Here is an 18,438-nt window from a genome sequence, read left to right on the forward strand (position 1 = left end):
CAATTAAGTTGTGGAAAGCGCTGTCCTGTTCTGGATGGCGCTTTTCTCCTGTTGAGCGGAGTTGACTTTGTGATAGGATGATGCGCATTAGGGTTGAGTTGCGTTTTTCGGTTCCAAAGTCGGAAAAATTCAAACTGGAGAGATATTAGAGATGAAATCCCTGCAAGTTCCGGGCAAGCGTTGGTTAAGTATGGGTGTATTATCCCTGATGGCCTGGATGGCAGTGATGGGCTTGCTGGCGCTGGCTCAGGAGCCTCCCGCTGTGCCGCAATCCACTCCTGATGAAACGCAGGCCATTGAAAACGCCCAGACCTTGCGGGATCAGCGCGTGCCAAAAGCCCGGGTCAGTCGCGAAAAAGCCATTGAAATGGTGCAAGCCGCCGGGTGGATGCAGGCCGACGCCAAGGGGAATTTTCAGTCTCAACGCTCCCTCTCTCGGGCGGAATTGGCCACGGTGCTGACCAAGGCGTTTCAGTTGGACTCCCGGAAAAGTGGGGTGGAAGAGGTGGAGAGCCTGAAGGACGTGCCGGCCAACCACTGGGCGGCCCCCAGTATTGAAACCGTGATGCGTCTGGGTATTATGAAGGGCTACCGCCCCGGCTATTTTTATCCCAACCAGCACATTAACCGGGCCGAGGCTCTGTCTATCATGGCGCAGGCTTATGGGGTTCAGCAGTACGACGATGAGACCCTCGACACCATTCTTGCCCCTTATTCCGACGCCGGTCAGATTCCGGGCTGGGCCAGAAAGGCATTGGTCACGGCCCTGAAAAGCGGTTTTATTGATGTGGATGACAGCGGTTCACTCAATCCCTTGAAACCCATGACCCGTGGGGATATGGCCTATGCGCTGGGCCAGTATCTGAAGCGTCTGGAAGAATCGACCCGCCCGAACCTCAATTAGCGTTACCGCAATTCAGGTTCTATTTGCCAAATACGCCATAGTCTAGGACAATGGGCTCAGGATAGCTGATCACTGATTTTGTCTAAAAGCTTTATCGTTGGAACGTTTGATGCCGATACTTGTCCTCTCACTTCGCCTTTTTTGTCTGGTTGCGCTGGCTGGATTTCTCTCGAACGCAGCCGGAAGTTTTGCGGCAAGCCCTGAGACTACTGCTCCTGAGGGGCTTGCTCAGGAGGCGCCTTCCTTGCCGACCTCGCAAATGGGGCCAGTCTCGCAAAGGGGGCCGGTTCAGCAAGCGGCCCCGGCTCAATCTGTGTACCCGCCACAAAAGCCAAACGTCGCCACCCCCGCCAATAAGAACGCCCCAGAGGAGCGGGCCGCGGATCGTAATTTGCCCGACGCCTCCCCGCCTCCCGCACAGGACATTCAGGCGCTGGAGCAGCAGCCCATTCATTTGTTTGATGAGCAAAAGCTGGAAGAAGGCCGTTCCCTGCTGAACAAGGTTCTGACGGCATCCGTGGTCAAGGTGCAGGAATATCCGGTGGATTTGCCCACGGTGTTAAAACTGGTGGAAAAGCAAAACCTGTTCTTGCAGGATTCGACCATTAACGCCAAAGTGGAAAACAACCGCTTTTTCCGCTCCGTTTCTGACTTATTGCCGGATGTGACCGGGACGTATAACCAGTCTCGCTTTCAAGGGGCCATTCAGATTTTTGGTAGCCAGACCTTGCAGGTCTTTCAAACCCGGCTTGTACCGCAGGCCACGGCCAGCTGGGTGATTAACCCCGGCGGACGGGACGTGTTTACCGCTCTGGCCTTCAAGCAACGGGCCCGTGAGGCCAAATACTTGCTGAACCAGACCTTGCAGGAGCAGTTGACCCAGGCCACCATCGAGTATTATGAGTTGATTGCCGCCGGAGTCAATGTGGCCAACGTGCGGGCCAACATTCAGGAAGTGCAGAGTCAGGTGGCCCTGAACGCCGCTCGTTTGAAAGCGGGCGTGGGCACCAAGCTGGATTTGGAACGGGCCCGCTCCCAGTTGATTGAGCGGGAGCAGGAGTTGATTACCGCTGAGAACACCTTGGCCAAGGCCCAGCAGAATTTGCTGAGCCGACTGAATCTGGACCCGGATGTGGCCTTGCTGCCCCCTCAGGTGAGAGCGGAAGCCCGCATTTTGATTCCCTTGAACGTGGATACCCAGCAGCTGGTTGATCGGGCCATGGAGAAAAACCCTACCCTGAAGGCGATTCAGCAAGAAATTCGGGCGCTGGGGTATGAAGGAAAAGCGGTGCTGGCCGATGCCATTCCCACCGTCACGCTGCAGGCTTATATCAACGGGACTGGCCCGGAAATCGATAAGCTGGGGCTGGGTCGTTTTGGCGGATTCGCGGTGCAGTCCACCCTGTTTAACGGGTTGGGCACTACGCTTCCGCTGGATTACCGCACACGCCGGTTGCTGGTAGCCCAGCAAAAAGTGCGCCTGAAGGAGCAGGAACGGCTCATCCAGACGGATGTGATCAATGCGTTTCTGGACAGCCGGGCGGGCGCCAAGTCCATTTTTACGGCTCAGGAGTTGCTGGGCGTGGCAGAGGAGGCCTACCGCCTTTCTTTTGGGCGCTACAAGGCCGGTTTGGGTATTAACGTGGATGTTTTAAACGCGCAAACGGCTCTGGCCCTGGCCCGGGTGCGGGTGGTACGCGCCATTTTTGATTTCAATGAAGCCCAAGTGCGCCTGCTAAAGGCCGTTGGCGAAGTTACCTCCTCCCACATCCTGAACGGAATGAAAGCAGATGCATTTACACAAAAGACTAAATCCCCTTAAAGACGTCCGATACTCTCTGGTTGCTGTTGGTTTGGTATTGTCTGTTTCTCTGGCCGGTTGCGCCGGTGGAGGGGGTGGCTGGGAAATGCCTCCGCCGGTGGTAGAAACCACTCGCGCGGCACAACAACCCTGGACGATTAATTATGCGGCCACCGGCACTCTGCAGGCCAACAACCGCATTGATCTGAATACGGAAACACCAGCAGTGGTCAGCCATATTCTGGTGAAAGAGGGTGACGTGGTCCGGTTGGGGCAGGTGTTAATGCGTTTTAAGGCGGACAAGCAGCTGGCTCAGGTGCAGCAGGCCGCCGCTGGTATCGCTGTCTCTCAGGGCAACGTGGAGCAGCAACAGGCCGGTATCAGCCAGTTTCAGGCGCTGGCCGAAAGCACCCGGGTTAAGTGGCAATTGAGCAAATCCGAATTGGCTCGCTATGAGCAGTTGTATCAGGATGACTTTGTTTCCCAGCTGGAGCTGGATCAGAAGCGTACCGCCTTTCAATCAGCCGCTTCCGATTATCAGGCCGCTTTGCAGCAATTGAACGCGGCCAGGGCACAGGCCGCCCAGGCGGCTTCGTCGCTGGCTCAATCCCGGTCGAGTTACCGGTATAATATGGCTTTGGCGGGTGAAACCGTTATACGGGCCCCTTTTTCAGGGGTTGTTGGCACCAGATACGTTGATTTGGGTGATTATGTGGCCCCCACCGAGAAGCTAATGACGCTGGTGGACAATTCCGCCTTTCGTATTTCCTTCACCGTGCCGGAACGCTATCTGAGTCAACTCAAGCTGGGATTGCCGGTTTCCGTCAAATTTGAGGGGCTGGGTGGCAAGACCGTGGCGGGTCAGGTCAACTTTGTGGACCCGGTGATCGACGCGAATGCCCATACGGTCAAGGTGAAGGCCATGTTGCCCTCCGCTCCGGGGCTGACGGACGGCCTACTGGGTGATGTCTCACTGGCTTTGGGGGTGATTCCCGATGCGGTGGTCATTCCGGAAGAGGCCATCGTGCCCCAAGGGGAAAAGACCTTTGTTTATGTGGTCAGACACGAGGTTTATCAGCCGCGCACCGAGGCAGGTAAGGATAAGGCGCCTGCCAAGGCCGAAGAAAAATCCGCCAAACCATCGGGTCCGGTTGATGTGGCCCATTTGCAGGAAGTGTCCGTCGGTTACCGGGAAGCAGGCAAGGTACAAGTGGTCAGCGGGCTGCGTCCCGGCGATCGGGTGATTGTCAGCGGCCTGCAAAAGGTCAGCGACAACCTGCCGGTGAATCCTGATCCCGCTCCTCCCGGTGCCACCGGTACGAAAGGGAACTAGCCATGTGGATTTCCAATATTTCCATCCGGCGTCCGGTACTGGCCACCGTGGTTTCCGTCTTGATGATTCTCTTCGGGCTGGTCAGCCTGTCCTTTCTCTCCGTGCGGGAGTATCCGGACATCGATCCGCCCATTATCTCCGTGGCCACGGTCTACCCGGGGGCCAGCGCCGAGATTATGGAAAGCACCATCACCGAACGTCTGGAAGACGAGCTGATCGGTATTGAGGGCATTCGTAGCCTGAACTCGGTCAGTCGAGAAGGCATTAGCAATATCATTGTGGAGTTTGAGCTTGATCGGGACGTCAACGTGGCCGCTCAGGACGTGCGGGATCGGGTGTCCCGGGCCCGGGGACAGTTGCCCGATGATATCGAGGAGCCCATTATCTCCAAGCAGGACACCGACGCCAGCGCCATTATGTGGTTCAGTTTGTACGGTAAAAATTATTCTCCGCTTCAGATTACCGATTACGCCGATCGCTTTATCACCGACCAGTTGCAGACGGTGGACGGGGTGGGTTCGGTTATTATCGGCGGAGAGCGGGAGTACGCCATGCGCCTGTGGCTGGACCCCCATAAAATGTCCGCCCGGCAGGTTTCGGCGCTGGATGTGGAGAAAGCGCTGCGGGCCGATAATGTGGATATTCCCTCAGGGCGGATTGAAAGCACCAATCGGGAGTTTACCGTGCGCACCCAGGGCGAGCTGAAGACCCCGGATCAGTTTAACCGCCTGATTATCAAGCGGGTGAACGGCTTGCCGGTGTATCTCTCCGACATTGGGCATGCCGCCATCGGGGCCAAGGATGAACGCTCTCTGGTGCGTTTTAACGGGCAACCGGCAGTAGGTTTGGGGATTGTCAAGCAGTCCAAGGCCAACACCCTGGATGTGGCCCGCTCGGTCAAGGCCAAGGTGCAGGAAATCCGCAAGACCCTGCCGCCCGGCTTGAGCATGGAAACGGCTTTTGATAGCTCTATTTTCATTCAGCGCTCCATTGATGAAGTGGTGGAATCCCTGTTTGTGGCCTTTGGGCTGGTGGTTCTGGTCATCTTTTTCTTTTTGCGGAACCTCAAGGCCACCTTCATTCCCTCCATTTCCATTCCCATTTCACTGGTGGCCACTTTCACCATCATGTACTTTCTGGGGTACACCATCAACACCATCACCCTGCTGGGGCTGACGCTGACCATCGGTCTGGTGGTTGATGACACCATCGTGGTTCTGGAGAACATCTACCGACGCATTGAGGATGGCGAAAAGCCCATGGAGGCTGCGATCAAGGGCACCGAGGAAATCGGTTTCGCCATTATCGCCACCACGGCGGTTTTGGTCGCTGTGTTCCTGCCCATTATCTTTTTGGGTGGGGTGCTGGGCCGTATCTTGAAAGAGTTCGCTGTGGTTGTGGCGGGTTCGGTTATGATTTCGGGCTTTGTGTCCCTGTCGTTGACCCCCATGTTGTGCGCCCGTATGTTGAAAGCGGACCACACCCAGGGCAAGCGCGGCTGGAATCCCATTGAAGGGGTTCTGGATGTTTTCTACGCCTTTGTGGAAGGCTGCGCCAACCTGTTTGAACGCACCCTCCGCATGGTCATGGATTGGAAGTGGCTGGTGTTTGCCGCGGTGACGATTCTCGTGGTGGTGTGTGGTGCGCTGTACAACCTGATACCCCGTGAGTTCCTGCCCACTGAGGATCGGGGCTCCATCCTGACCTTTGTCAGCTCCCCGGAAGGGTCTACCCTGGATTACACGGACAAGGCCGTGCGCAAGGCGGAGCGGGTCTACATGAAGACCCCCGGGGTGGAAAATCTATTCTCCGTGATTGCCTTGTCCGCCACGGGGCCCGGGCAGGTCAACAGCGGCATTATGTTCGTGGATCTGCAATCCCAGGAGGAACGCAAGCTGAAGCAGGATACCATTGTGAATATGGTCATGCCCCAGCTGTTGAGCATCCCGGAGGCTTTTGTATTCCCCATTAGCCCCCCCTCCAGCCCGGTGCAGTCTTTTGGTAAGCCCATCGAAATGGCCGTGCAAACCAATGGCGACATTAAGGAGCTGGACGGTGTCATTAACAAGATTATCGGACGTTTGGCCAAGGAAGTGCCTTTTATGGTCAACGTGGATTCCGACCTGAAGCTGAACAAGCCCCAGCTGGAAGTGGGCATCAACCGGGAGAAGGCTTCGCTGCTGGGTGTTTCCGTAAGGGATACCGCCCGTACCATGCAGATTATGCTGGGCGGTCTGGATTTATCGACTTTTCAGTACAACGGCAAGCGCTACGATGTAATGGTACAGGCCCTGCCGGAACTGCGGGCCACCCCGGATCAGCTGGCCAATATTTACGTCGCGGGTCGGGATGGCATGCTGGTGCCCTTATCCAATGTGCTGGAGTACGCCGAGGCCGTAGCTCCCAAGGAGTTGAACCACTACAACCGGATGCGGGCCGCTACCATCAGCGCCTCCCTCATTCCCATACCCGGTGTCAGTCTGGGTGGGGAGCTGGAGAAGCTGCGGCGTATCACGCAAGAGGAAATCACCCCCGGGATGCGGATTGCCTGGAAAGGGGAGGCCAAGGAGTTTTTCGACGCCAACTCGGCCACCTTCTTTGCCTTTGGCCTGGCGGTGCTGGTGGTGTTCCTGGTGCTGGCCGCCCAGTTTGAAAGTTTCAGCGATCCCTTGATCGTTATGCTGACGGTGCCATTGGCCGTGGCGGGGGCGGTACTGACCCTGTTTGTGTTGTCTTACGGGCCTATGCTGCTGAAAACCCTCCCCATGTTTGCCGATTGGGTGCCGGTCAAGTACAACCTCAACGTTTACAGCCAGATTGGTCTGGTCTTGCTGGTGGGCCTGGTCACTAAGAATGGCATTTTGATTGTGGAATTCGCCAACCAGATTCGGGAGCGGGAGCCGCAAAAATCCCCTCGGGAAGCGGTCATTGAAGCGTCTCGCATTCGCTTCCGGCCCATCGTCATGACCTCGGTGGCCACTATTTTTGGGGCCATTCCCATTGCCGTCGGTCTGGGCGCTGGTGTGGACGGGCGGAAGCCCTTGGGGGCCGTCATTGTGGGCGGTATGCTGCTTGCCACCTTCCTGACCCTGTATGTGGTCCCGCTGATGTACGACTTGGTGAAGACCCGTCAACTGAGCAAAGCGGTCAGTCGCTAAGAGTCATACGAAAGCCATGGTTTGATTGCTGTGCCGGGCTCCTTTGAAATTCTATTTTGTAATTTCAGTATTATTGCATTATGCTCATTGCCGGAATACACAAACTCTGGAATATGATCTGAAGGAATAATCGCGCATGAAGCATTCAATCGTGGGATGGGGGCGGCAGACTGTGGCCCTGCTAGTCTTGGGGGGAACACTGGGAGTGGTGGCCGGTGCGGGCTGGGCTGGGGCGGAACCGCTGCAGGATGAAACGACTCAGGAAGTGGCCCTGAGCCCGGATGAGCGCATGGTGGCCCATCACGAGGGGTCCAGCGCCGGGGTCGGTCAATTGCTGCACAACGATGAAGACCCGGATGCGGAAGTGACCGACAGCCTGTGGGGCAACCTGCTGTTGTCCATGGCCTACCGCCGGGACGCTGAGTTAAAGCACCTGGTGAAAAAAATGGGTGTGTCCAACAACCTGTTTCTAGCCAGTATTGCTGGGGTTAGCGGGCTGGGGTTGGCCCAAAGTGTCACGGGTTTGGCAACCTTGTACCGGGCAGAAGGTGGCTCTCATGACGAGCATGGCGGCAGCGGGCACCGTGAGAGCAAAGGCGCCTCCATCATGGGCGTGGTGGGCAGTGGGGTGACTTTGCTGAGCATTGGTACCCACGTTTATCTGGAACATCGCTACAAAAAGCAGATTAAAGCTCGTCAGCAGATCATCAACCATCAGGTGCTGCACGTATTGGAGGACCTGGAATCCGGGGTGAATACCGAACTGGTGCAGCCTCAGTTGGTGTCTCTGGTGGGAGGGCGGGCCACGGGCGAGTTTTTGCAACTGTGGCGTGCCGCCCATCCCTAGGTAATAGTGGCATATACAGCTTGGCTAACTAAAATCTTTGGTGAGGGGTGGCCTCACCCAATGTTTTAAACCCCGCTCTCGGTCTGAAAGCGGGGTTTTAGTCTTGAATCGGTTTTTGGGAATTATGTGGAGCGCTTGAAGTCTAGATTTTCCTTGCGCAAGCGGATGTTCTGCGGGGTCACTTCCATCAGCTCATCGTTTTCGATGTAATCCAGACCAAACTCCAACGTGACTTCCACCGGCGTTTGCAGGACTTCCAGCACATCGGCCCCGGCGGAGCGCATGTTGGTCAGCTTCTTGGTGCGGCACACGTTTAGCACCAGATCCTGCGGGCGGTTGTTTTCGCCAACGATCATACCCTTGTACACGGTTTGGCGGGGTTTGACGAAGAACACACCCCGATCTTCCACGCCTTTCAGAGCGTAAGCCGTGGTTTCACCGGGTTCGCTGGCTACCAGTACACCGTTGCGGGTGCTGCCGATTTCTCCCACCCAGGGGCGGAACTCGCTGAAGGCGTGCGTCATCATGCCTTGGCCCTTGGTCATGCGGATGAACTCGCTGCGGAAACCCAGCAAGCCACGAGAGGGGATTTTGAATTCCACCACCGTACGGCCACCGGAGTTTTCCATGTGGCGCAATTCGCCTTTGCGCTGGCAGAGTTTCTCGATACAGCTGCCGGTCATTTCATCGGGCACATCAAAGATCAGATCTTCAAACGGCTCTTGCAGTTGGCCGTCAATGGTCTTGGTCAGAACTTCCGGCTTGGAGACCTGAAACTCATAGCCTTCCCGGCGCATGGTCTCAATCAGGATACTCAGGTGCAATTCGCCCCGGCCACTGACCACAAAGCTATCCGTAGTCGAGCCCTCTTCCACCCGCAGGCTGATATTGCTTTTCACTTCTTTCCACAGGCGGTCTTTCAACTGGCGAGAGGTGACAAACTTGCCTTCCCGTCCGGCCAGCGGGCTGTTATTCACCGCGAAGGTCATCTTCAGGGTCGGTTCTTCAATGCTGATCAGCGGCAAGGCTTCCGGGTTGCCGGGATCGGTCAAGGTTTCCCCGATTTGCACTTCCGGGATGCCGGCTACGGCTACGATATCCCCGGCTTCGGCCTGATCAATCTCGATGCGCTTGAGTCCCTGGAAGCCAAACAGCTTGGAAACCCGGTGCTGGGTCAGTTTGCCGTCCCGCTGGAACAGGCTGACGGTTTGCCCGGTTTTGATTAAACCCCGTTTGATACGGCCAATGACGATACGGCCGAGATAATCGTTGTAATCCAGCGTGGAGACCTGCAATTGCAGGCTAGCGTCCTTGTCGCCGGGGGGAGACTGGATGCGGTGGATGATGGTTTCCATCAGGGGCTTCAGGTCGTGTTTACCCGCTTCCAGCGGTTCTTCCATGGTCAGGGCGGAGGTGCCAGCCAGACCGCTGGCGTAGACTACCGGGAAATCCAGCTGATGCTCATCGGCGCCCAGCTCAATAAACAGATCCACCACTTTATCAATGGCCCGATCCGGGTCGGAAGCGGCCCGATCCACCTTGTTGATGACCAATACGATGGTCAAGCCCAGTTCCAGAGCCTTGCGCAGTACAAAGCGGGTCTGGGGCATGGGGCCTTCCACGGCGTCCACAATCAGCAGGGCTCCGTCCACCATGGTCAAAACCCGCTCCACTTCCCCGGAAAAGTCGGCGTGACCGGGGGTGTCCAGAATGTTGACCTTGTAATCGCCGTAAGGAATGGCCGTGTTTTTGGCCAGAATAGTGATGCCCCGCTCTTTCTCCAGATCGTGGCTGTCCATGGCCCGTTCTGCCATATGTTCGTTGTCCCGTAAAATGCCGCTTTGACGGATCATGCTGTCCACCAGCGTGGTTTTTCCGTGGTCAACGTGGGCGATGATGGCGATATTCCGGATGCGATCGTTTAAAATCTGGGCTGTGGTGTCGGTTTCAGAAGTGGCGATTTCAGATGTCATAGTGGTCCTGTGTCGGTGACAATGGGGGTGGGGATGTGTGCGGAAACCCGCTGGTGCTTACCGGTTGACTTTTACTTAAAAGCTGCTTTTTTGTAACGTCTCATTTTGACCCGACCCGGTTTGGCTGTCAATTCTCGGTCTCAAAGGTAACCTCTACGGGGAGGGGTGGGCTAACAGGGCGGCGGTGAGTGTTTCCCACTCGGCGTTTGCGGCTTCCAGCGTTGTCTTTTGGCTTTCCAGTGATTCACTGAGGGCTTGCAACTTCTGAAAATCCTGCTGGATGGCCGGATCAGACAATTGCGCCTCCAGTTCGGCAATGGATGCTTCCAGACGCAGAATGTCCTTTTCTTGCCGGGTCAGCTTTTTTTCGATTTCCTTGCGGGCTTGCAGGGGGCTGAGCTGGCTGCCCTTGCTGGCGGGGTTGGGGTCCATGGCCACCGAGGTGACCTTTTTAGAGTCCCGGGCGGCTTTGCTGGCAGCGGCCTCCAGCGTTTTGGCCCGTAGCTCGTCCCGCTTGAATAGATAGTAGTCGTAATCGCCCGCGTACTGGATGAGATGGCCCTCATAAATCTCCCAGATGTGGGTGGCCAGCTCCTGAATGAAAAACCGATCGTGGGAGATGCACAGGATGGTGCCTTCAAACTCTTTAAAGGCTTCCGCCAGCACTTCCTTGGCCGGGATGTCCATGTGGTTGGTCGGTTCATCCAGCAACAGGGTGTTGGGGCCGGTCAACATCAACTTGGCGATGGCCAGCTTGCTTTTTTCGCCCCCGCTCAGCACTTCCACCGGCTTGAACACCTCATCTCCGCTGAACAGAAAGCGGGCCAGCAGGCTGCGCACTTCGGTGTGGGTCATTAGGGGGGCCGTTTCGTGCAGGGTGTCGAAGGGGGATTTCTTGGCGTCCAGGGTTTCCAGCTGGTTTTGGGAGAAGTAGCCCAGCTTGACGTTATACCCCTTCTCGATGGTGCCGGTGGTGGGCTCTTCCAGTCCTAATAACAGCCGGAACAGGGTTGTCTTGCCGCAGCCGTTTTCCCCCAGGAGGAAAATACGCTGGTTGCGCTCAATATCGCCTTCCAGTCCTTTGAACAAATGTTTATTTTCAAACGATTTTTTGAGATCGCGCAGGCTGATCACTTCCCGGCCACTGGCTTGCGGCGGTGGGAATTTAACGCTCATGCGGCTTTGATCCGTCTGGATGGTCTCCACCCGCTCCAGTTTGGCCAGTTGACGCTCCCGGCTTTTGGCCTGAGTGCTGCGGTTAGCGCTGGCCTTGAAGCGTTCCACAAAGGCGGTTTGCTTGGCGATTTCTTTTTGCTGGCGATCGTAGGCGGATTGGGTGCGCTCGATCAGATCGGCCTTTTGGCGCTGGAAATCGCTGTAGTTACCCGTCCATACGGTAACCCCGCCCAGCTCCACTTCGGCAATCTCGGTGCAGACTTCATTCAGGAACCGACGATCGTGGGAGACCAGCACAATACCGCCCGGATAGCCTTTCAGGAACTGCTCCAGCCACTCGCAGGACTCCAGATCCAGGTGGTTGGTGGGCTCGTCCAGCAGTAAAATATCGGCCCCTTCCAGCAGGACCTTGGCCAGGTTGATGCGCATGCGCCAGCCGCCGCTGAAGTCATCAGTTTTGCGCTCATAATCATTCTGACTGAAGCCCAACTCTTGCAGTAAGCGGCCAATACGGCTGTCCAGCGTGTCTAAATCGTATCGGTTCACTTGCTCCTGCACGTCGCACAGGCGGGTGATGGCCTCGGTCTGCTCATCGCCGGATAAATGCTCCAGACTCTTCAGAATGCGGGCTTCTTCCGCGCGCAAGGTGTCCACTATGGCGTACACTTGTCTCATTTCCTCATACAAGGTCAGGCCGGGGGTCAGTTGTGGCTCCTGGGAGAGGTAGTTGACGTGGCAACCGTAGCCATGGCTCACGTTGCCGCCATCCGGCTGGTAGATGCCCATCATGAGCTTGAGCAGCGTGGATTTTCCGCAGCCGTTTCGCCCGACCAGCCCCAGTCGGCTATCGGGCCGCACTTGCAGGGTGATATTCTCAAACAGGGGTTCTCCGGCGAAGGTTTTGGTGACGCCTGACAGTTGTAGCATGGGGCTGGGTTTACTCAGGTTATGGGGACGAGAGGTTTATTATAGAGGGACTTATTATAAATATAAAACAGCACAGAGCGGAAGCCTGCCTTTTTTCTGGCCGGGAATTTACAGAAAATGGCTGGACGTGTTGCACGGTAGAGGTTGCCAAGCGGTTTGTGAGGCGCTAGCTGCCCAGCAAGGCATCCTCAGGGTGGGGATGAGGCTCCACTACCGCCAGGCTCTTGCGCTCCTTGACCGTTTGCAGCATCAGGGTGGCCGCAATCATGGCCATGCCGCCAATAATCAGGGCCACGGCCACGTTGTCGTTGAAGTAATCGTGAACGACTTTGCCCACCAGTAGATTACTGACCACACCGGGCGCGGCGATAAAGATGTTGAAGGTGCCCATCATGACGCCTTCCTTGCCCTTGGGCAGGTGATCCGACAACAGGGCGAAGGGGATGGACAGGGTGGTGGCCCAGCCGATGCCGATCAGGCCCATGGCGATCATGATTTGCAGGGGGGAGTGAATGAACCACATGGACAGAAAACTGCCGGCCATGCAAAGCAGACCCAGCGAGTGAACCGCTTTCTTGGAGCTGAGCCCGCACAGTTTGCCAATGAACATGGAGAATACGAAGCAGACCCCATTCAGGATGGCGTAGCCGATTTGCACCAGTTGCACGCCTTCGGCGTAGCGGGCGCTTTGGGGATCGGTGGCCCCGAAGATATGATGGGGGACATAGACGGAGAAGAAGGTAAACAGGCACATCAGGCCAAACCAGGTCATGCTGTGAGCCAGACAGAGCTTCAACCCCTCCTTGGGCATGCTGGCGATGGACTTGAGGGTACCCACCAGAAAATTATCCTGCGGCTCGGAACTGGCTTCCGGGGAGCTGTACTGGATGCCCACCGGCGGTTGCTCCGGGGTGGTCAGGCTGGTCCACAGCATGGCCAGCAACATGGCCCCGGCTCCCAGATAAAACAGGCCGTGCAGGCTGGGGAATTGGGCGGCAATGACGAAGGCGGCCACTGAGCCCAGGCCGATGGTAAAGCTCATCATGGAATAGGCGGTGGCCTGCTGGCTGGGATGCACCACGTCCGGCACTAGCGAGCGGTAAGGCCCCTGGGTGATGTTGATGCTGGCGTCCAGTACCCACAGCAACACGGCGGCCATCCACAGGGCGGACACGTTGGGCATCAGCACCAGAGAGATAACTGTGAGAATGGCACCCAGCAACAGAAAGGGACGACGGCGGCCCATGGGCAGGCCGCAGCGATCGCTCAGGGCGCCTACAATGGGTTGTACCAACACGCCGGTCACCGGCCCCGCGCAATTAATCAGGCCCAGCATTTGGGGATCCGAACCCAGACGCTCCAGCAAGGGGCCCATTTGTCCGTTCTGGATGGCCCAGGCGAATTGTATCCCCAGAAAGCCCACGCTGATATTGAGTAACTGCCAGAAATTTTTCTGCTTCCAGGCATCGGGGTCGATGGGTGGCTTGATGCCTGTAACGCTGCGTTTTTCCTGGGCGGGGGGAGTTAGAATTCCTGGCGGCATAAAAACGATAATTCCTTCACGGCAGGTGCCATGTCTTAATGAAAACGGAAGCGAACGAGATGTGTGTCCATTTGCGCTATTAATGTAAACCCCTAACGGACGCCTTCTATTGTCCTACACCGGCGCTGAATTGACCAGCGACCCGAAACCACCTAGCCGAAATAAAACAAAATGAGGGCATTGAAGGGGAAAATACAGCTTTATATTTCTTCACCAAAGCCAATATTTAAGCGGACGTTCCGGGCGTGTCACGTTTCAAAATGCGCTTCAAAATGCGGTTGGCCTTGATGTCAAATTTGGTGGCCTCAGTCACGCCATCGTCAGCCAGTTTCACCAACTCACCGCTTTCCTTCAGCTTGAAGCGTTCTTTGGTTTCGATATCCACGTAAACTGTGCCCGCTTTCAAGTGGTCGGACTTCAGCGGTAAGGCATTGAGGGTGCGTCCTGGTTCGCTCCACTGACCCTGGACGTTGCTGTAGCGATCGGGGCTGGTTTTGTCGTTGGTGTCCAGCGCCGGGATTTGCTTGCCGTTGGCGGTGTTGGGTTTGCCGGTATCCACCAGCACAATGACCTGATCCGCCCCGTTGTCCCGAATAATGGGCAAAATGCCGTGTGCATCGTTGGTTTCCACCGGCAGAACAATCCCGTCTGTCAGCACGGATAACTGCTTGCGGCTGTTGAAAATTTGTCCCACCCGCTGCCAGTATTTGCCAAATTCACTGTCTTGGCCTTCTTGCAGGCGATCGGTACGGATGATGCCCCGGTTTTGGCTGTAAATATTTTTGGTAAATTCACTGCCACCCTGGCCGAACAAATCCGGCAGGTATACGGAGGGGTTGCCGGGTAAGGCGTTCTGAATGGCGAAAATACGTTCCTGCTTGGCCAGCACGGGAGACATGGCCGTGTTGTACAGGTTGAGTTTCAGCGTTTCAATCTGAGGTTGAGTGAGGTTCGTTTCTCTGAGTCCTTTATGGGCGTAATGAAACACCTGATTCAAAGCGGCATCCAGTGGCATGTAGCCAAAGTGGGCGCCCCATTGTTGAATGGCCTGATCCAGACCCTTCCAAATGGCTTCCTGTTGCGGGGTGGTGAGGGCGCTCGGATTGTTTTTCAGCACGTCTGCCATGGCGTTGTTGATGATCCCCCGCATGGCTTTGGCCTCACCGGGTTCGGCCATGCGATTCTTGAGGATGTCCTCAAGTTTGTCCAGTGCTTGCTTCTGTTGCGCTGCGTTTGTGCCCTTCAATACCGGGCTGAGTTCCGTCAGTTCCCGTAACACGGAGCGGTCGTTGCTGCCCACACCTTTCTCTGGATCCAGGCGATTTTCGATTAATCCACGCAGCTGTTTGGGGAATTGGGTACGTAAATCCATAGGAAGGGCGCCCCGCAAGTAGTGTTTCTCGCGCTCTGTTTTTTCATCCCATAAAGCGGCTTTGGCTTTTTCCGTGTAAATTTCAGCAGGCCAGGTAGGCTTCTCCTTGGACAGGGTGCCGGGGATATCGGCGTTGCTGGCCGGTTGTAGCCATTTTCGGAAGGTGGTCAGCCACTGGTCTAAAGTGTTGTCATCGGGCAGCCCCAATGCCTGTTTCAACTCGTCTCGTCGATGGGCGAAGCTGGGCATATATTGCACTTCGTGCAGGCCCTGATCCATAAACTCCAGCAGGCCGGGCTTTTGACTGCGATCCTGATTGAACAGTTCCGGGTTGATCAACAGGGCGTGGCTGGTGGTGCTGAAGTCGTGGCTGCCGGTCAGGTTCTGGAAATTGCGCTGGGCGAACAGGGGCACTTCCTGCGTCATTTTTTCCACATGGTTTTTCAGGAAATGGTTGGGCGTCATCTGGGAAGCCCCGAATTCATCGGGTCGCTGGGCGTAGTTGACCAGTTGCAGCAGCGGGCTGTAGGTATGCTCCATGTTGGGGGCGCTGGTAAAGGTGTTGCTCTCAAACAGGCTTTTTTTCAGGGCCTGCCCTTCCTGACTGTGATCATCGTCTCGGGCCAGCAAGCCAAAATCGGTCAATTCGGCGATGACCGAAGCCTTGGGGAACACGCCCCGCATGGCGTCGCCCAGCTTTTGTCCCCAGAATTCGTTGAGGTACTTCACCTGCTCCCGGAAGGCCTCACGGGCTTTTTCCGTGTTGGGGGCCTGACGCACTTGATCCAAATCGGCCACGTCTTTAGCGGCGTCAATCCGCCAGTTCAGTCCAAACTCCCGTTCCTTCAGCACGTTAGCGGCCAGATTGACCAGCGAGGGCTCCAGATCCTGCACGATTTTTTCAACTTCTTCCCGAATTTGCACTTGCAGTGACGGCTCGTTCTTGGGGCCAGGGTAGTTCAGCTCCCGCAGGCGCTGGCGAATTAAAATGGGCAAGCGGCGGGCCGCCTCCCGAGGAGGGGCCTCAATCAGGCTGGGTGGCAGGCTCTCGTAAAAGGCCGTTTCCAGCGCTTCGGGGTTGAGGGCCAGTTCTTCAGCCTCTTTCAGGCTTTTTCCGGTAATCAGGCTAATGTATAACTTTTCTCCCAACTGATCGGCCACAATGTCCTGAATGGCCTCATGGCGCAGTTTGTATCCGGCTGAATTCTCTTTGTTTAAGTCCAGCTCGTTGAAAATCTGCTGCATTTTGCGGCCCACCGCTTTTTCAATGCGTGGGGAAAACACAAACTGGCTGAGGTATTCAAAGGGCTTGCCCACATACGGAATGTCAATCAGGGTGAGGAAGCGATCCTCCAAAGCGTTCATCAGCTTGCCCTGCCGCAGGGGCAGCGATTTTAAAAACTGGTCTTCATTCAGGTTGGCCTTGAACAGGATGGGAAAAGGCACCGTGTTCAAGGGCACATTTTGCAGCAGGGTATGGGCAAAGGCCTGACCGGTTTGGACCCCCTCGAAGGTGGGCTCGCTGTTGGCAAATTCCTTGAGCGTGTCCTCTTTGAAATGGTCGACTGGCAGCGCGGTTTTGGGCGGTAAAATACCGTAGGTTGGCTGAATATCCGGGGGACCGTCCCTCAGCGTTACACTTTCTAAAATCTCGGCGGCTGTCGGTTCTTTTGTCTTGTCCTGAGAGGCCGCTTTGAGTGCCTGTTTGGCTTTGGCCATGTTCACCGCCACCTGATGGGTGTAGTGGTTCATTACCATGCGGCTCCAGTAATTGACAGCGCCTTTCAGGTAATTCACTACCTCGGGACTTTGGGTGTTCATCAGGGCCACATCCAGTTGCCCGTCCCATTTTTTGGAGGAATGATCGTTATCTGGCGTGGTCAGGCTCAGGTTTTTCCAGTCCAGAAATTTGGCCTTGGGATTCAGCCCCTCGCTGCTGGCTTCCAGCTTGGCTTTCACTTCTTTTGGATCCACCGGGAAGCGATACTTTTGCACGGAGTTTTTACTGCTTTTCAACTCGGCGGCCAGCTCCGGGCTGACCCGTTTGGGCTGGCCCTGTTCATCTTCCAGTCGGGGATCATACAGTTCGATAAACGTGGGTTTGACTGCCTGATAATCGTCCTGCACCGGGTTGTTGAGGATGCGGATGGCAAAGGCGTCAAAGTCAACCTCGCTGCGTCCGGCAATGGTTTTGGTGGGTAAAACGCCAAACTTGTAGGGTTCCTGGGCCAGACTGGGCAGCTTGCTGCGATCGCTGGTCTCGTTTTCCCCGAAGTGGAACCAGGTGCCCCAGTAGGGGGAGTTGGCCCGATGGCGCAGGTTGGAGAGAACCTGTATCCCGTTCATACCCTGGTTGACGAAGGCGCCGTCGGCAATCACCTTCATGCCGTTTTTCAGCATTTCATCCAATGAATTGCGGAAGGTTTGCTTGTTGCGGAAGGTGTCGTTCAGGATGTAGGGATCGGTGGTCCAGTAGCGATGAGAGGACAGGTTATCCCCGCCGATGAACGGTTTGAACAGTACCGCGGAAAATCCCTGATCCTTGATCTTGGGAATCAGCTCCCTGAAACCATCTTCGTGGCCTTGCCCGGCCGCCTTGGCGAATGCCAGAGTGTCGGCCGTGTCGAGCTTATCGGTTGGCGGCTGTTGCCCCAGAGTGATTTGGTTGAACTTGTTGAAGTGGTTGCGCACGGGCAAGACGGGCAGGCGTTTTTGGGAGGCCTGAATGTTCCAGTTCCGCGCTTGCCGCTCCTGCACGTCCAGCGCTTGAATCTGATCCTGGGTCAGGATGCTGTCGGCGTAAATATCAGCGATGACCGAGCTTTTCTGTGGGGTTTGCAAATCGTGCAGGGCAATGCGGTTGAAGGTATCGGCCTGCTTGGTTTTGCTGTTCTGCACCTGTACCGTTTCCAGATAATCCAGAGGCACGGTCACTGGTTTTTCATCTTCGTCCAGGGCTTCAAAGCGATAAACGGCTCCCGCTTTCAGGCCTTTGTGATTTTGTAAGCGCCAGTACCCGCTTTGGGCGTCTTTGGTTAAGGCCACGGTTTCCGCGTTGGCGGCGTCGGCATTGGGAGAACTCAAAATTTTGGCGTGGACTCTGGCGATTTTAGGGTCCTGAAACCCGGGCAAAAACAGCTCGATTTTGTCTGTTTTGCCATCGGTTTTAGCCTCAGATCTATCATAGCGATATCCAGAAAAGCGAACGGTGGGTGGCTTGATACTGGTCACGGCTGAAAGTTTCCTTTTAAAGCAATCGTCAAAATCGACCTTGAAAAATTGAACCCGTTTGCAATGGATGGCTTGCCTGCGATTCAGTGTATCGATGCGAGACAACCAGAAGCAACCATGTGAAACGCATGATGCGGCAAGGTTTGCAGACCCCTGAAAGTTTTACCTGCATC

At 56.0% G+C, this 18,438-nt stretch carries 9 protein-coding genes; 5 read left to right on the forward strand and 4 right to left on the reverse strand.

Annotated elements, in window-relative coordinates; translation table 11 throughout:
• Nucleotides 1–151: 151 nt before the first annotated feature.
• The 5 genes from DF283_RS05490 to DF283_RS05510 all read left to right on the forward strand — a co-directional run bounded on the left by DF283_RS05490 (nucleotide 152) and on the right by DF283_RS05510 (nucleotide 8,043).
• Nucleotides 152–904, forward strand: a complete 753-nt coding sequence (locus DF283_RS05490; RefSeq protein WP_303673723.1) for an S-layer homology domain-containing protein — start codon at nucleotides 152–154, stop codon at nucleotides 902–904.
• A gap of 244 nt (nucleotides 905–1,148) precedes the next feature.
• On the forward strand, nucleotides 1,149–2,726 hold the full coding sequence (locus tag DF283_RS05495; RefSeq protein WP_303673724.1) for a TolC family protein: 1,578 nt from the start codon (nucleotides 1,149–1,151) through the stop codon (nucleotides 2,724–2,726).
• 31 nt (nucleotides 2,727–2,757) lie between these two features.
• Nucleotides 2,758–4,038 (forward strand): efflux RND transporter periplasmic adaptor subunit, encoded by a 1,281-nt coding sequence (locus DF283_RS05500; RefSeq protein WP_303673725.1) that lies wholly within the window; start codon nucleotides 2,758–2,760, stop codon nucleotides 4,036–4,038.
• A gap of 2 nt (nucleotides 4,039–4,040) precedes the next feature.
• Nucleotides 4,041–7,196 (forward strand): efflux RND transporter permease subunit, encoded by a 3,156-nt coding sequence (locus tag DF283_RS05505; RefSeq protein WP_303673726.1) that lies wholly within the window; start codon nucleotides 4,041–4,043, stop codon nucleotides 7,194–7,196.
• Between the two features lie 136 nt (nucleotides 7,197–7,332).
• The gene (locus tag DF283_RS05510) at nucleotides 7,333–8,043 is read left to right on the forward strand and encodes a hypothetical protein (RefSeq protein ID WP_303673727.1); all 711 of its coding nucleotides are present in this window, start codon (nucleotides 7,333–7,335) and stop codon (nucleotides 8,041–8,043) included.
• Nucleotides 8,044–8,165: 122 nt separating this feature from the next.
• Here the strand turns inward: DF283_RS05510 and typA are convergent, their stop codons facing one another.
• The 4 genes from typA to DF283_RS05530 form a co-directional block, all read right to left on the reverse strand.
• On the reverse strand, nucleotides 8,166–10,016 hold the full coding sequence (typA, locus tag DF283_RS05515; protein ID WP_303673728.1) for a translational GTPase TypA: 1,851 nt from the start codon (nucleotides 10,014–10,016) through the stop codon (nucleotides 8,166–8,168).
• Nucleotides 10,017–10,169: 153 nt separating this feature from the next.
• Nucleotides 10,170–12,119 carry an ABC-F family ATP-binding cassette domain-containing protein gene (locus DF283_RS05520; protein ID WP_303673729.1) on the reverse strand — a complete coding sequence of 650 codons (1,950 nt, stop codon included), beginning with the start codon at nucleotides 12,117–12,119 and terminating at the stop codon, nucleotides 10,170–10,172.
• Between the two features lie 166 nt (nucleotides 12,120–12,285).
• A complete protein-coding gene (locus tag DF283_RS05525; protein ID WP_303673730.1) occupies nucleotides 12,286–13,662 on the reverse strand; it encodes an MFS transporter in 1,377 nt (458 codons plus the stop codon).
• Nucleotides 13,663–13,888: 226 nt separating this feature from the next.
• Nucleotides 13,889–18,265, reverse strand: coding sequence for an alpha-amylase family protein (locus tag DF283_RS05530; protein ID WP_303673731.1), 4,377 nt, complete (start codon nucleotides 18,263–18,265; stop codon nucleotides 13,889–13,891).
• Nucleotides 18,266–18,438: the final 173 nt, after the last annotated feature.

This window comes from Vampirovibrio chlorellavorus, assembly GCF_003149375.1.
GTDB lineage: Bacteria > Cyanobacteriota > Vampirovibrionia > Vampirovibrionales > Vampirovibrionaceae > Vampirovibrio > Vampirovibrio chlorellavorus_B.